General features: G+C 37.0%; 19 protein-coding genes and 1 pseudogene. 1 reads left to right on the plus strand and 19 read right to left on the minus strand.

All coding sequences use genetic code 11. The features are described from left to right. Window positions 1-61 precede the first annotated feature (61 nt). Window positions 62-982, minus strand: a complete 921-nt coding sequence (locus BLP57_RS12680) for a hypothetical protein (protein WP_015524986.1) — start codon at window positions 980-982, stop codon at window positions 62-64. A 134-nt stretch (window positions 983-1,116) separates the two neighbouring features. On the opposite strand from BLP57_RS12680, the gene BLP57_RS12685 reads away from it, so the two are divergent. After that, on the plus strand, window positions 1,117-1,776 hold the full coding sequence (locus BLP57_RS12685; protein WP_226844672.1) for a Crp/Fnr family transcriptional regulator: 660 nt from the start codon (window positions 1,117-1,119) through the stop codon (window positions 1,774-1,776). Between the two features lie 111 nt (window positions 1,777-1,887). Here the strand turns inward: BLP57_RS12685 and BLP57_RS12690 are convergent, their stop codons facing one another. The 18 genes and pseudogenes from BLP57_RS12690 to BLP57_RS12770 form a co-directional block, all read right to left on the minus strand. Then, window positions 1,888-3,579 carry an FAD-dependent oxidoreductase gene (locus tag BLP57_RS12690; protein WP_092072197.1) on the minus strand — a complete coding sequence of 564 codons (1,692 nt, stop codon included), beginning with the start codon at window positions 3,577-3,579 and terminating at the stop codon, window positions 1,888-1,890. A gap of 1 nt (window position 3,580) precedes the next feature. Continuing rightward, window positions 3,581-3,901: a rhodanese-like domain-containing protein gene (locus BLP57_RS12695; protein ID WP_015524982.1), complete on the minus strand. Its 321-nt coding sequence runs from the start codon at window positions 3,899-3,901 to the stop codon at window positions 3,581-3,583. Between the two features lie 13 nt (window positions 3,902-3,914). Further along, window positions 3,915-4,220 carry a thioredoxin gene (gene trxA, locus BLP57_RS12700; RefSeq protein WP_005421612.1) on the minus strand — a complete coding sequence of 102 codons (306 nt, stop codon included), beginning with the start codon at window positions 4,218-4,220 and terminating at the stop codon, window positions 3,915-3,917. A 92-nt stretch (window positions 4,221-4,312) separates the two neighbouring features. After that, window positions 4,313-5,059, minus strand: coding sequence for an SDR family NAD(P)-dependent oxidoreductase (locus BLP57_RS12705; protein WP_005421611.1), 747 nt, complete (start codon window positions 5,057-5,059; stop codon window positions 4,313-4,315). Window positions 5,060-5,213: 154 nt separating this feature from the next. Next, window positions 5,214-5,372, minus strand: coding sequence for a rubredoxin (locus BLP57_RS12710; protein ID WP_005339874.1), 159 nt, complete (start codon window positions 5,370-5,372; stop codon window positions 5,214-5,216). A gap of 94 nt (window positions 5,373-5,466) precedes the next feature. Beyond that, on the minus strand, window positions 5,467-5,841 hold the full coding sequence (locus BLP57_RS12715; protein ID WP_015524981.1) for a desulfoferrodoxin family protein: 375 nt from the start codon (window positions 5,839-5,841) through the stop codon (window positions 5,467-5,469). A gap of 183 nt (window positions 5,842-6,024) precedes the next feature. Beyond that, window positions 6,025-6,225, minus strand: a pseudogene (locus BLP57_RS12720) (rubrerythrin family protein); the annotation flags it as partial. An 89-nt stretch (window positions 6,226-6,314) separates the two neighbouring features. Then, window positions 6,315-7,061 carry a peroxide stress protein YaaA gene (gene yaaA / locus BLP57_RS12725; protein ID WP_005421606.1) on the minus strand — a complete coding sequence of 249 codons (747 nt, stop codon included), beginning with the start codon at window positions 7,059-7,061 and terminating at the stop codon, window positions 6,315-6,317. Further along, a complete protein-coding gene (bcp, locus tag BLP57_RS12730) occupies window positions 7,061-7,516 on the minus strand; it encodes a thioredoxin-dependent thiol peroxidase (protein ID WP_005421605.1) in 456 nt (151 codons plus the stop codon). The genes yaaA and bcp overlap by 1 nt, the downstream gene beginning before the upstream one ends. A 3-nt stretch (window positions 7,517-7,519) precedes the next feature. Next, complete coding sequence (locus BLP57_RS12735) at window positions 7,520-7,732, minus strand: DUF6219 family protein (RefSeq protein WP_005421604.1); 213 nt, start codon at window positions 7,730-7,732, stop codon at window positions 7,520-7,522. Window positions 7,733-7,911: 179 nt separating this feature from the next. Next, window positions 7,912-8,178, minus strand: coding sequence for a hypothetical protein (locus BLP57_RS18070; protein ID WP_207646711.1), 267 nt, complete (start codon window positions 8,176-8,178; stop codon window positions 7,912-7,914). A 145-nt stretch (window positions 8,179-8,323) separates the two neighbouring features. Next, window positions 8,324-8,758, minus strand: coding sequence for a bacteriohemerythrin (locus tag BLP57_RS12740; protein ID WP_015524976.1), 435 nt, complete (start codon window positions 8,756-8,758; stop codon window positions 8,324-8,326). Between the two features lie 76 nt (window positions 8,759-8,834). Next, entirely contained in the window at window positions 8,835-8,999 is a 165-nt protein-coding gene (gene rd / locus BLP57_RS12745; RefSeq protein ID WP_015524975.1) for a rubredoxin, read from the minus strand. A 276-nt stretch (window positions 9,000-9,275) separates the two neighbouring features. Further along, window positions 9,276-9,647 carry a hypothetical protein gene (locus BLP57_RS12750; RefSeq protein ID WP_059086885.1) on the minus strand — a complete coding sequence of 124 codons (372 nt, stop codon included), beginning with the start codon at window positions 9,645-9,647 and terminating at the stop codon, window positions 9,276-9,278. A 9-nt stretch (window positions 9,648-9,656) separates the two neighbouring features. Continuing rightward, entirely contained in the window at window positions 9,657-10,067 is a 411-nt protein-coding gene (locus tag BLP57_RS12755) for a hypothetical protein (protein WP_242872627.1), read from the minus strand. Between the two features lie 376 nt (window positions 10,068-10,443). Further along, window positions 10,444-10,707 (minus strand): hypothetical protein, encoded by a 264-nt coding sequence (locus BLP57_RS12760; RefSeq protein WP_015524971.1) that lies wholly within the window; start codon window positions 10,705-10,707, stop codon window positions 10,444-10,446. A 25-nt stretch (window positions 10,708-10,732) separates the two neighbouring features. Continuing rightward, window positions 10,733-11,203, minus strand: a complete 471-nt coding sequence (locus tag BLP57_RS12765; RefSeq protein WP_015524970.1) for a hypothetical protein — start codon at window positions 11,201-11,203, stop codon at window positions 10,733-10,735. Window positions 11,204-11,547: 344 nt separating this feature from the next. Next, window positions 11,548-12,076: RNA-guided endonuclease InsQ/TnpB family protein (locus BLP57_RS12770; RefSeq protein WP_139148847.1), on the minus strand; the 529-nt coding region annotated here is incomplete at its 5' end.

Consider the following 12,076-nt stretch of genomic DNA (forward strand, 5'->3'; position numbering starts at 1 on the left):
CATCATCAAATATACAACTACAAATACAAATAATAGTATTATGTACAGCATAAACTTCTCCTCACGACACATATATTTCGACGGTTTTCCGCAAATCAACTATTGATAATGGCATAGAAAGAACAGTTAGTTTTCCTGAATTCTTTTTAATCTCAACAGCATCAGGATTGCCTGTGATTAAAATTACAGGTGTTGTCCTGTCCGCACGCCATGGCTGATTCGGTTGGCTCGTCATATCTTCGGTAACAATCCAAAGATCCGGCTTATGTCTGCCTAATTTTGTTTTAGCACTTTCCGGTGTATAAAACAGCATGATCTGATCTGAAATAAACTGCAATGTTTCTTTTAATCCTTTTGCATAACGTTCACTGCCACAGACTAGTGCAATAATAGAAGCAGCTTTCTTTTTTTGTGTTACCTGAACAAAATCCAAAACTGGTGTATTATAGAGACTAAAGTCTTTTTCCAAATGAACTTTATCATAATAACTCTTTGCTGCCTTGCACATCCTCAGACAAAACTGTTCTATGTCTATATGAACATCGTTTCCGTTCTCCTGTATGTTCATACTGTCCAACTGACAAACTGACATTCCACAGTTTAGTCCAAGATGAAAGCGTATATTATTTTCATCATTCAAAAATCCTTTATTTTGATGAAGATATTCACATCGAAGCTGCCAACAGCGTTCTCCGCAAATATATGGCTTTTCACCAGATTGAGATAGTTTAAAGTAGTCCCCTGCATATTCATCAAACCAGCGAATATACTGGGTTCCCACATCACGGGTCGGATTCTTTTGCCGATCCAGCATAACCCGGCCATCTCGATAATGTTTAACAATTTCCGGGAAAGCAATACCTCCACAAATATCTGGCAAAGTCAATGCCAATGCCAGTGCAGACTGCCATCGTCCATCTACAATATTCAGTTCTACTTCTTCAATTCGGTCCAAAAATGTAAAACTGACATCTCCCTGCATTATTTATCCCTCCCTCATATTTACAACCGTCATGTACTATAGTCAGTATATTTTTATTTATGGCATATGTCAATTATTTAATTGACGCATCTTAAAAAAGCAAGTATACTATGTTCGTAAAGGAGATGACTGCTATGAGCTTCGAAAATTATTTTCCACTATGGAATGACTTAAATACAGCACAGAAAAAACTAATTTCAGACAATTTAATCACACGGGATGTAAAAAAAGGAACGATCATTCACAATGGAAACCTGGACTGTACTGGATTATTACTGGTTAAATCCGGGCAGCTTCGAACTTACATACTTTCAGATGAAGGACGGGAGATTACACTTTACCGTCTGTTCGATATGGATATGTGTCTTTTATCCGCCTCATGTATCATGCGGTCTATTCAATTTGAAGTAACCATTGAAGCAGAAAAAGATACGGATCTTTGGATCATCCCTGCTGAAATCTATAAGGGCATCATGAAAGAATCTGCTCCTGTCGCAAACTATACCAATGAGTTAATGGCTACCCGTTTTTCTGATGTCATGTGGCTGATTGAACAGATTATGTGGAAGAGTTTGGATAAGCGTGTTGCTTCATTTCTTTTAGAAGAAACATCCATTGAAGGAACAAATGAACTGAAAATCACTCACGAAACTATCGCAAACCATCTTGGTTCCCACAGGGAAGTTATCACTCGAATGCTTCGATACTTTCAAGGCGAAGGACTCGTCAGACTCTCTCGCGGCAAAATAGCAATCCTTGATTCGAAAAGACTGGAAACACTACAAAGATCATAAAACGTTTTTTTCTCTAAAGAATCCTCCATTTATCAGAATTATGAAAGTCATTCTAATAAATGGGGGATCTTTTTATACTACAATCAAACTATAAAAATATTTTATTTATTTCTAATAATCCATACCACATGCATATGATCTTTCAATCAGTGCATGGTCATTAGCCACTGCATCATAAAAGCGGAATCCACCTGAAAAGTTGTATGTTTCATATCCATTTCCTTCCAAAATACGGCTTGCAATATAACTGCGTAGCCCACTCTGGCATATCAGGTAAACGGGCTTTCCCTTCTCAATTTCATTGATACGTTCCCTTAGTTCATCTACAGGAATGTTTTTGAATCCATCCATATGCCCCCTGTTAAATTCACCTACAGTTCTCACATCCAGCAACACAACACTTTTATCTCTAGAAATCTTATCCATATCTTCCAGATGCCATTGTTTTAAGGTACCTTTTGCTATATTGTCTATCATGAATCCTGCCATATTTACAGGATCCTTGGCAGAGGAATAAGGCGGTGCATATGCGAGATCCAAATCCTTCAGCTGGGTTGCCTTCAGCCCTGCATGAATTGCTGTTGCCAGCACATCAATACGTTTATCAACTCCTTCATATCCAATAATCTGAGCACCAAGCAAACGATAGGTCTCTTTTTCAAAAACCACCTTCATGGTCATCACTTTTCCACCAGGATAGTAACCGGCATGACTCATAGGAGAAAGAATTACTGTATCTACCTCTAATCCTGACTTTTTGGCATTGGTTTCATTGATACCTGTAGTGGCTGCTGTCATATCAAACACTTTTATAACGGAGCTTCCCTGACTGCCCAGGTAACGACTATCACCGCCACAAATATTATCAGCGATGATTCTGCCCTGTTTATTGGCTGGTCCTGCCAAAGAAATCAGCGCATCATTACCCGTAACATAATGTTTTACCTGAACTGCATCACCTGCAGCATAAATATCCGGTACAGAGGTTTCCATTCTGTCATTCACTACAATACTTTCCTTGATGCCAAGTTCCAGACCGGCTTCTTTTGCTAATACTGTGTCTGGTGTGACTCCGATTGCCAGAACTACCATATCAGCCTGAAGGGATGGATTATCTTTCAACAGGACCTCCACTCCGGTGTCTTTTTCTTTAAATCCTTCTACTGTATAGCCCAGTACCAGTTTTATCCCATGTTTTCTCATTTCATTATGGATCATGGATGCCATATCCGGGTCAAAAGGGTTCATCAGCTGCTTAGGCCGCTGGACAATCGTAACATCCATGCCAAGCTCCCTCAAATTTTCTGCCAGTTCCAGACCAATAAAACCACCACCTGCCAATACAGCCGATTTTGGATGATTCTTATTTATATATTCCTTTATCCGAAAAGTGTCTTCTACAGTACGAAGTGTAAAAAGTTTATCAATACCTACTCCGGGAAGTCTCGGCTGTGTTGGCTTTGCACCTGGAGAGAGGATCAGCTTATCATATTTTTCTTCAAATATCTCACCATTCTCTAAATTTTTCACTGAAACCGTTTTACGTTCCGGATGTATGGAGATAACTTCATGATGAATTTTCATGTTAATACGGAAGCGTTTAAAAAAACTCTCTGGTGTCTGTAGTGTAAGTTCTTCCGGGTCTGTGATCACGTCTCCAATATAATATGGAAGTCCACAATTTGCATAGGATATGTATCCGGATCTTTCAAACACAGTAATTTCAGCATGTTCATTCAGTCTGCGTATTCTTGCTGCGGCTGTAGCTCCTCCGGCTACACCTCCTACAATTATTACCTTCATCTTATTTTTCCACCTTTCCTGAGTAAGCTACAATGCCACCGATATTATTTACTTTAGAATATCCCATTCGTTGCAGTATCCCAGTTGCCTGGCGGCTTCGTGAACCGGAATAACAGTATACAAACAGTGGGATATCCTTATTCTTCGCTACAGAAGCAATATTGTCAAGTTGCTGCAACGGCACATTTTTACTTTCTGGTATATGTCCTTCCTGATATTCCTGCGGTGTACGTACATCCAGCAGAACTGCATCATCAGTCCTTTTATATTCTTCTATGCCTTGATTAATATTCGACTGTTTAAAGAGATCAAAAAATCCCATTAGCACACCCCCCCTAAAGCATTTCTAAAATCGCATTCTTAGGTCTCGCCCCTGAAACCTGCTGTACAATCTTCCCATTCTTCATAACCACTAAAGTTGGAATGCTCATAATACTGAACTTATTTGCCAGTTCAGGCTCTTCATCTACATTAATCTTTCCAACTTTAATATCTCTACGCTCACTTGCAATCTCCTCTACAATAGGTACTACCATACGGCAAGGCGCACACCAAGATGCCCAAAAATCTAAAAGAACGGGTTTATCGGAATTCAGTACTTCGTTCTGAAAATTATTTTTATTGATATTAATAGCAGACATTTTACAGTCCTCCTTATCTTTCTCTTTTTGTAGATTTATTATAGTCTTAATTTCATTTATTTTCCGTGATTACATCACCATACCTCATTAACTTAACTTCTTGCCATACCATCTACACTTAATATAACACCTGTAATGTAACTCGCCTCATCTGAAGCAAGAAACACAAACGCGTTGGCAATATCTTCTGGCTGTCCAAGACGACGCAATGGAATTCTTTCAATCATAGGTTCGATAACTTCCTTTGGCACGGCCTTCATCATATCAGTTTCTGTAATCCCAGGTGCAACAGCATTAACACGAATACCTTTAGGTCCTAGTTCTCTTGCTAATGATACAGTCAATCCGTTTACTGCAAACTTCGATGCCGGATAAGCAAACCCACTTGGCTGTCCCGAAATACTCACCATGGAAGAAGTTGAGAGAATGACCCCCTTGCCTCTTGCCACCATACATTCTGCTGCTACACGAGTAGTATTAAATACTCCTTTTACATTTAGATCCATGACTTTATCAAAAGTCTCCTCTGTATAATCCATAAATGAGGTGTTTTCTGAAATCCCTGCATTATTTACCAGTATGTCGACACATCCATATTTTTCAGTTGCCTCTTTAAAAGCCTTTCTGACAGACTCCATGCTTGCCAGATTTGGACTAATTCCAGCAACTATTGCATTGGGATATTTTTCTTTTAATTTATCTACAGCAACATCTGCCGATTCCTGTGAACTTGCTGCCAACACAACTGAAGCACCTTCCTTCAAGAATTTATCAGCTGTAGCAAATCCTATACCACGGCTTCCACCCGTAATGATTGCAACTTTATCTTTTAATCTCATTTAGACTACCTCCTTACTTAGTTTCTAACTACATTATAAGCAAAAGGTAGATTATTTTCTGTGATATCATCACAAAATATCGCAATAAAAAACCCTGTTGCTCACGCACCAGGGTTTTGGTTTATCCATCTGTATTTAACACAAGATTAGGCTTCTATTCAACTTCTGAAAACTGATCTTTTCCAACATTACATAATGGGCATTCAAAATCTTCTGGAACATCCTCCCACTTTGTTCCTGGTGCAATACCACCTTCAGGATAACCTTCCTCTTCATCATATTCCCATCCGCAAACGTCACATACATATTTCATTAGTTTATTCCTCCTTATAAATATATTAATACACAGCATATATTACTGTTGTATCTGAATTATTTTGTAATCTTAGCACGAAAGTCAAGTGTTTTTAGCATTTCCAGAGTCCATGAAGATTGCAGTATGCGTATACTTCTTCTACATATTCTCCATCACAGAGGCAGAAATCCGCAATAGGTTCCTGTCCTGGAATTAGCTGTTTTCTATAAATACCCTGATTTGTATTTAGTGTAATCCATTCAATGAAATGATTATCAAGCATTGGATGTTTTATTTCACCGACCACAACATGTACATGCTGTTTGTCCACTGTATATACAGGTACATGCTTCTCAACAGCAGCATCTGTCACTCCAGCTTTTAACTCATGCATAGCCTCTCCGCAACACATTACTGGTACGCCTTGATCCTTTAACATTTCAATAATGTTTCCACAATGATTGCATACATAATATTTTACTTCCATCTTTTTTATCTTCCTATGTTTAAAATTTAAAATCCAATTGTTTCTATAACTTTCTTCAAAGCATCCGTCGATTCTTAAACTTTAATGCTTCTTTACCAACCGATGCAGAACCAACAAAGCCACAGCCTATCATTACTGCTTTTTTTAATAATCACTTTCTTCTTTGTAATAATCTCCTTCTCTTTAATAGTTCTCTTCACGTATTTCGAAATAACTCTGTGGATGGTTACATACTGGACATATCTCAGGTGCCTTTGTTCCTACCACAACATGTCCACAGTTACGGCATTCCCATACCTTAACTTCACTCTTTTCAAACACCTGTGCAGTTTCAATATTCTTAAGAAGTGCACGATATCTCTCTTCGTGGTGCATCTCAATCTGTTTATTGTCAATAAATAATAGTAATAATTACTATTATTATAATAATCAATATTACTGATTACCTTTTATTTAAAATAATCATTCAATCATCATTTTTTCCGTTCAAAAACATATTCTGCATCTGATGATAAATCAGAGCGGAATGAATAGCCTAGTCTATCAAATTTCTTAATATCCTCAGGATTTTCAATTCTGTTTTCAGCCATGAACCTAACCATTTCACCACGGGCCATCTTAGCATATGTACCTTTTGTCACCAGTTTATCTCCTGATAACTCACAAAATGTAATCGTAATGTATCTATCCTGTCGTGTCAGATATTTTTCTATGCACTTAGAGTATTCTTTCGATGCCAGATTGATTATAATCCTGCTGTTATCAATCACTGAGCGGTATAATAAATCTCCCCAGTACTCATACAGATTTTTTGTTTCTCCTATTCCAACCTTCGCCTGCATTTCCAAACGATAAGGTGTCACACCATCCCTTGGTTTTAGCACACCATAAAATGCAGATATTATTCTCAAATGATTTTGTACATACTCGAATTGACTGTCCTCAAACACGGATGGAGCCATATATTGAAAAGCAATTCCTTCATATGATAAGACAGCTGGGGTAAGTAAATGATAAAGATCCATGTTTTCCAATCTATTGAAGTTCTGTTCTGTAATTTTGTCATTACATTTCCAGATAGTCTTCAGTTCTTCTTTTGACTTACTTTTCAACCAACTTTGTATCTCTGTCGTCTTTTCAATAAATTCAGGCAATCCATCCGGCGCTATGCTGTCAGTATCTGTAATCATCTTTTTAGCAGGGGATAATATTATCTTCATTAATCTAATTCCTTGAGCATATTTTCAGGATCATCTGCAGCCTTGACTTTATCATTTGCCTTTATAATAATCCCCTGTTCATCAATAAGATATGTGGTTCTTACTACTCCCATAGAGACTTTGCCATAATTTTTCTTTTCTTTCCATACATCATATGCTTCAATAACTTTCCGCTCTGGATCTGCTAAAAGTGTAAATGTCAATCCATATTTTTCCTCAAATCTCTTATGAGAGGATACAGAATCCTTACTGACTCCAAGAATAACTGCTCCTTTTTCGGTAAACTGAGGGTATCGCTCAGAAAACCCACATGCCTGTTTCGTGCATCCCGCTGTATTATCCTTGGGATAGAAATATAAAATCACTTTTTTTCCTGTATAATCCGATAATCTATGTATTTTCCCATTTTGATCTGGCAACTCAAAATCCGGTGCCTTAACCCCTACTTCCAACATTATTTATCCCTCCCTTTCTGTATCTTTCTCTTTATTCGCCTTTTTCTTCCTATTCCCGGTAATCATTTTATGACCTGTATATATCGCCATTACCATACATAACATAGAACTTAAAGCAAAGTATTTGTGACTTGATTTTTGCTTTTTATATCCAGTGTAAAAAGTCCCAAGCATTGTGATCAATGCTCCTACTGACCAATATTTATGTGCTTTCATGTAATTCCTCCATTTTTTCAGTGTATTCAATTCTAATTATACGCTACCATATTCCTATGTCAATTTGATAATAGAGCATTCCTATAAATTTTTTCAAAATATCATTGTCAAAACTATGTATTGTTATCCTTTAATTTTTCTTTGAAATAATTGACAAAAAGCTTGCTTTCAGGAGATTACTATTTAATCTCTTTTCCATCTATATATAGTTGAAATTTATCAGGATTATTGACAACATCATAGTCCTTTCCGTATTCTACAGGTCTATATTCGGCTGTCATTACCGATTCCCCGTCTTCAATATCCTCTTTCCATAAATAGATGTTCATATCAATGCTCGTCGCATATCCTCTGTCTGTGGAGAATTTTGTCGAATGAAAAGAGACTTTACAACTTAAAATTGGATAAAAAGGACAAAAAAAAGAAGAGCTGCTTGCTCTTCCCATATAGTAGTAGTAAAATAATATGTCATGCCAGCGCAATATATTACCTAGAATATCGCTATAACAGGAAAGGGGCTGCATTGTGACAGCCCCTAATTTACTTCATCACGTTGTCTACATTCTGAGTGAACTCGTTCCCTGGTTTATTTTAGCATCGGTCTGGATTTTGTTTCATAAAGATAAATTTTGCCACAGAGCGGTCGTATGTTTTAATGTGTCCAAACAGCCAGTCGATTACATTTTTCTGTACAAGTTCACTGAACCGATCTGTTGGTCCTTCATACTCCTGAAGGTATTCATACAGTTCTTGAATTGTCTTTTTAAACTCTTCATGTTTTTCATAATGTTTTTCACGCTCTGGATAACCGGATTTTTCCTGAAGCTTTTCCTCTTCTTTGAAATGAAAGTCAGTATATTCATCCAGATAATCCAGCATTTTGATTGCTTTTACTTTGCTGTCGCCATTTTGACAGGCAGTTACAAAGTTCTGGATACGGTCAATCAATTCTTTGTGCTGTGTATCGATTGTTTTATTTCCTGTTACTAAATTGTCATCAAAGGTAATGTTTAAATCGTAAGTCATAATTTGACCTCCATTTCTTTTATATGTTCTCTTAGGCTCTTTTAATGTCTGGCAGTTTCGTACCTGCATTTTCTGCTTAGTCTTCTACAGGAACGAAAACATCTTTTCCTAATCCGCAGATTGGGCATGTCCAGTCATCTGGAATATCCTCAAATGCAGTTTCTGGAGCGATACCGGCGTCTGGATCTCCTACTGCCGGATCATAAATATATCCACATGGTTCACATTCATATTTTTTCATAGTCATTTTCCATTTTCAATGTCGATTTATTTTTGTTACCAAGTTCCTAGCAATTTTTCTAACACTTTGTTTCTTGTATATCTGTATTATACATGATAATTATTCTTTTGTCAATAATAGTAATTATTATTATTTTTGCACTTAGCATAAACTGATATTTGAATTGCACATTTACATATTGTATATATCATGGGAATAGTTGAATAAAAAAATGAACTCTATTCATTAAAGACAGAGTTGCTGGAAATTATTTCTCTCCAACAACTTTCTTCGTCTTTAAGTCCTTGAAACACAATACTGTCCCATCAGGTTCATCCAACTGTTATATTTATTCTTTTCACACACCTTTCGACAAATTTCATTTTCCATCAATACACAGAACATCTTATCATAATCAAATGCCCAAACAGCACCATTCACATGGTTTTCCACTGCTTTCTGATCTATGTACTTTAAACGTGTGACCATTTTTTCAATTTCTCCATTTCTCAAGTTACCGATATTTTTGCAGATAAACCGAAAGAAATTCAACGTTGCATATTCGTCATGCCAATGGAACTCTTCTGGATTGTTTTTAATTTTACTGGCTCGCTGCTGTTCTTTGATTATTTGATCAGCTACACCTTTCATCGAATCTTCGTATCTCATATTACTCACCTACTCTTCCTCAACGCCCAGTGACGGTTTAAATCTTTTATCCTTTGCCTGCGGTACCACGATCTCGTAAAAATAAAATCCTAAATATCCAAGTGCCTGCTTCTTCATTTTATAAAAAGAAGTCCTGCCTATTCCTAGCTCCTGCTGTACTTCCACATCTGTCTTATTATAATGACTGCAAAAACAGGAATGAAGGATTTCACTGAGCATCACACCATTCGGTGCATAGAACTTCACCAGTGTCATTCCACGATAGATCATATCAGACAAGCCATAAATGATCATCAGGTTATTCATTTCCCGGTGCATCTTTGGCACATTCAGCTGATTGTTATAAATGCTCAAATAACTCAATGCATATGCCATATCTTCATTGATTTTCTCCTGGCACTCCATATCCAGTTCTTCCAATACAACTGGTTTTCTAAAATCAGTTTCTGGTAGCTTGTCATCAGTTCTTTAATATCAGTATAATGTCTTAATCCTGTGCATGACTTGCCATATGGAAGGTAATTTCTTTCACTGATTTAATTGCATAATCTCTGTCTGTCATCAGTTTCAAAATCTCCTTATCATCATCACACTAACTGGCGGTCTTTCAGACCAGTTCGCTTTCCCCATGATTTTGATGGGAAGCAATTACTTACTACAACTTGCAGAAGCGGATATCCAAAAGGCATTGTGGGAGCTGCCTTTGCTGACCGAAATCCATCTTCTTATGTAAAACCTGCAGGAATATAAAGGGAAAGTGACTATCCCTGCCGATTAATAATCCAAATAATATCGTCTATACCAATCTCTCCTTATTTTTCAAAGCATCTGTAAAATCGTTTTCTATCATTTGGTTATAAAGTCTCTTCTGCGCCAGTTCATCTGTATAATACGCATAGTCATGATTATAATCTTCCATAACTGTTTCTGCCGCCATAGATGCATAATCATATATGGTAGCTATTGAAAGATTCTTATCTATATTTTTGTAAATACCATATTTAATCTTTATTCCTTTAATCGGAGCATTCTCTACAAACTCATTAATAACATTGTCCATTCTCCGATGATCCAGCTCACAATCATCACTTAATAAGCAGAGAAAAGATGCTTTTTCTTTTCTCACCGGTGCTGCTCAAGTTCATAATGCCTAACTCATCTAATCTTATATCTGAATCCTCACTTGCAAACGCAAACACTATTTTTTCGAATGTATCTGCATTTCCAATTCTTGCACATTTCATACGATAACGCAAAATATCATTACCATTTTTTATCCTGTAATGTATTGTGAACTGTGAGACCAGTTGCAGTTGTTTGCATATATTATTAAAATCCGTAGCAACCAGCATTTTATTTCTGTCTTCTTCAAATACATTGGTCTCTATATACTTTTGTATTACGGTTTCATATGTTTTCTTCTCGTTCATTAATTCATCTAACTCTGTGTTTTCATTTAGATGTCTATAAATCTGAATGTACTGATCTTGACGATTTACGCAATATATACTACTAAACTCATTCCCCAAAATGTTAATAATATCCGTAATCAGCATTTTTCCCCTTACTCTTCATTTACATATCATTTTATTGTAATCCCTTGATCTTTTTCAAAGATACTTTCGCTGTTGTTCCAAAGTTTCCATGTCTCTCTTTCTTTAAAATACAACGAAAAGTGAACTCTTATGTACTTGAAGAATCTGAAATACGATTCCTCCCTGTAAATATCAATCTGTTCCACAAAGCAAGTGACATGCTCCCACCACTTAAATCTTACGATTTTGAAGTGGGGGCTTCCTGCTCGATTACCCTTTAGGGCAAAGCTAAAACAGGCTATCCCCGCGTGTCCCGCGGTTTTGTTTTTTATGTTTATCCGGTTACGGATTTTTTTCTTGTGCCGTCAGGCACATTCTTTATAGATTCTTTTTCCTTCTTCACGGATGTTGACTGCTGCATTCACATCCCGGTCTATCCTATTTCCACATTCACAAACATACATTCTGTCCGACAATGCCAGTTCCTTTTTCTTATGTCCGCATACACTGCAGATCTTACTGGATGCAAAATAACGGTCTACTTTTATAAGATGTTTTCCATATTCTTCCAGCTTGTATCCCAACATGAACAGAAACTGCCCGTACCCGTTATCCTGCACACCTTTCCCAAGGTGCAGCCCTCCGGACATTCCCTTCAGATTCAGATTTTCCACACATACTGCATCATATCTTTCCGCAAGCTCCCTGCTGAGCTTATGCTGGAAATCTTTTCTCTGGTTCTTTATCTTTTCATGACATAAAGCTACCCTTTTTTTCTGTTTCTGATAGTTCCGGCTTTCTTTTTCACAGTGGGAGAGCTTTCTCTGTTCTCTTGCAAGTTTTTTCTCTGCTTTTCTGTAAAACATAGGGTACCCGGCTCTTTCTCCTGTAGAA

This window comes from Blautia sp. SF-50 (assembly GCF_900101315.1).
In the GTDB taxonomy this organism is placed as follows: domain Bacteria; phylum Bacillota; class Clostridia; order Lachnospirales; family Lachnospiraceae; genus Blautia_A; species Blautia_A fusiformis.

Coding starts and splice junctions, on each gene's coding strand:
- BLP57_RS12680 (WP_015524986.1), bottom strand. CDS start 982: ATGCAGGGAGATGTCAGTTTTACATTTTTGGACCGAATTGAAGAAGTA.
- BLP57_RS12685 (WP_226844672.1), top strand. CDS start 1,117: ATGAGCTTCGAAAATTATTTTCCACTATGGAATGACTTAAATACAGCA.
- BLP57_RS12690 (WP_092072197.1), bottom strand. CDS start 3,579: ATGAAGGTAATAATTGTAGGAGGTGTAGCCGGAGGAGCTACAGCCGCA.
- BLP57_RS12695 (WP_015524982.1), bottom strand. CDS start 3,901: ATGGGATTTTTTGATCTCTTTAAACAGTCGAATATTAATCAAGGCATA.
- trxA (WP_005421612.1), bottom strand. CDS start 4,220: ATGTCTGCTATTAATATCAATAAAAATAATTTTCAGAACGAAGTACTG.
- BLP57_RS12705 (WP_005421611.1), bottom strand. CDS start 5,059: ATGAGATTAAAAGATAAAGTTGCAATCATTACGGGTGGAAGCCGTGGT.
- BLP57_RS12710 (WP_005339874.1), bottom strand. CDS start 5,372: ATGAAATATGTATGTGACGTTTGCGGATGGGAATATGATGAAGAGGAA.
- BLP57_RS12715 (WP_015524981.1), bottom strand. CDS start 5,841: ATGGAAGTAAAATATTATGTATGCAATCATTGTGGAAACATTATTGAA.
- yaaA (WP_005421606.1), bottom strand. CDS start 7,061: ATGAAGATAATATTATCCCCTGCTAAAAAGATGATTACAGATACTGAC.
- bcp (WP_005421605.1), bottom strand. CDS start 7,516: ATGTTGGAAGTAGGGGTTAAGGCACCGGATTTTGAGTTGCCAGATCAA.
- BLP57_RS12735 (WP_005421604.1), bottom strand. CDS start 7,732: ATGAAAGCACATAAATATTGGTCAGTAGGAGCATTGATCACAATGCTT.
- BLP57_RS18070 (WP_207646711.1), bottom strand. CDS start 8,178: ATGGGAAGAGCAAGCAGCTCTTCTTTTTTTTGTCCTTTTTATCCAATT.
- BLP57_RS12740 (WP_015524976.1), bottom strand. CDS start 8,758: ATGACTTACGATTTAAACATTACCTTTGATGACAATTTAGTAACAGGA.
- rd (WP_015524975.1), bottom strand. CDS start 8,999: ATGAAAAAATATGAATGTGAACCATGTGGATATATTTATGATCCGGCA.
- BLP57_RS12750 (WP_059086885.1), bottom strand. CDS start 9,647: ATGAGATACGAAGATTCGATGAAAGGTGTAGCTGATCAAATAATCAAA.
- BLP57_RS12760 (WP_015524971.1), bottom strand. CDS start 10,707: ATGGACAATGTTATTAATGAGTTTGTAGAGAATGCTCCGATTAAAGGA.
- BLP57_RS12765 (WP_015524970.1), bottom strand. CDS start 11,203: ATGCTGATTACGGATATTATTAACATTTTGGGGAATGAGTTTAGTAGT.